The following is a 1,394-nucleotide window of genomic DNA, read 5'->3' on the forward strand; positions in this document are numbered from 1 at the left end:
ATCATCTACACACAAGGGATTATATAGAAAAACAGATTTCAGGAAGGTCAAACAGATGGAAAATAAATGAAAGGATGTTTACAAATATTATTTCCCTCAGTGATAAAGAGAAAGATGCCCTGCTTCTTTCACTTACTTTTACCCCTGAAGAATACAAAAAATTTGAGTATCAAAATGTAATAAAAAATATTCTCAGGAAAGCCGGAGAAAAAATTTCCGAAGAAAAGGAATTTATTCTGAATAATGCCTTTACAAATATACCATTGCTACACACAGGAAATTATCCTTATGATTTTCAACTTGTGGACACACTTATTGAGGACATCCTTAAAAAGCGGGTTATAAAAATCAGATACAAAAATAAAACAAAGGATATTATTCCGTTAAAAATTGTTTATTTTCACGGGGCTTTGTATCTACTGGCAAAAAGAATTGGAAACACAAGATACTCAACATACAGATTAGGCTGTATAAAGAGAATAGGTGTTGTAAATGAGGTAGAGGATACAAAGATTTTCTATCGGGGCAGTTCCAGAACCCCGCTAAATTTTGAGGACGAAGAGCCTTTTCCGTTTGCTGTAAAACTGCCTGATTATTATGGTGTATGTGGAAATAGTGGCAAATTTAAAGTATTTTATACCCAATTTCATATTGAGAAATTAACGGATAACTCCTATAAAGCTTATTTACTTGGATTTTCTTCAAGGAGATTTTTTCCTGCTTTTTCCTATCTGGAAATAGAAGAGATTTATCCTCCTGATGAAGATATGATAGCTATAATGGGTAAATATCTACCTGAGGAAAAAGAAAACCTAATAAAAGTTTTGACAGGCAAAAAATTAGATACATTACTTGAAACGGATTTGCAGACTTTACAAAAAAGATTTTTAGCTTTTATAAAAGACTATAATAAATTTTTGGAAAATAGAAAACAAAAACTATCAAAATTTGTGGAGCAGTAATGGAGTTTAGAATTCATCATGTAGCTGTTTCAGTTTCAGACATGGAGAAAGCCGTGGAGTTCTACTCAATACTTGGTTTTAAAGAAATAGCTTGCTACAAGGATGATAATCTGGAAATTAAGCATTTATATCTAAATGGATTTATACTTGAGCTTTTTTGTTTTAAAGAGCATATCGGCAAAGAATTAGTTGAACTATGGGAAGACTTAAAAAGAATTGGTGTTAAACATTTTGCTTTATCTGTTCCTGATATACATAAGGCAAAGAAGCATTTGTTAGATAAAGGCATAATTCAGGAAGATATAGAAATAAAAAAAGGGAGAACAGGGATTTTATACTTTTTTATTCAAGACCCAGACGGAAATTTTGTTGAGATAGTAGAAGACAGAAAGGAATATTAAACTTTAGCTTCTTTTAGAATAAAGTTTTCTA

General features: G+C 31.1%; 2 protein-coding genes. Both read left to right on the top strand.

Annotated features, from left to right (window positions below; translation table 11 throughout):
- A partial coding sequence (locus HG1285_RS01480; RefSeq protein WP_008289387.1) for a WYL domain-containing protein occupies window positions 1–962 on the top strand: 962 nt, incomplete at its 5' end.
- The gene (locus HG1285_RS01475) at window positions 962–1,363 is read left to right on the top strand and encodes a VOC family protein (protein WP_008289388.1); all 402 of its coding nucleotides are present in this window, start codon (window positions 962–964) and stop codon (window positions 1,361–1,363) included. The genes HG1285_RS01480 and HG1285_RS01475, both read left to right, overlap by 1 nt.
- Window positions 1,364–1,394: the final 31 nt, after the last annotated feature.

It is taken from the genome of Hydrogenivirga sp. 128-5-R1-1 (assembly GCF_000171895.1).

Bases quoted from the DNA above. Each gene is read 5' to 3' on its own strand.
- HG1285_RS01475 (WP_008289388.1), top strand. From the start codon at position 962: ATGGAGTTTAGAATTCATCATGTAGCTGTTTCAGTTTCAGACATGGAG.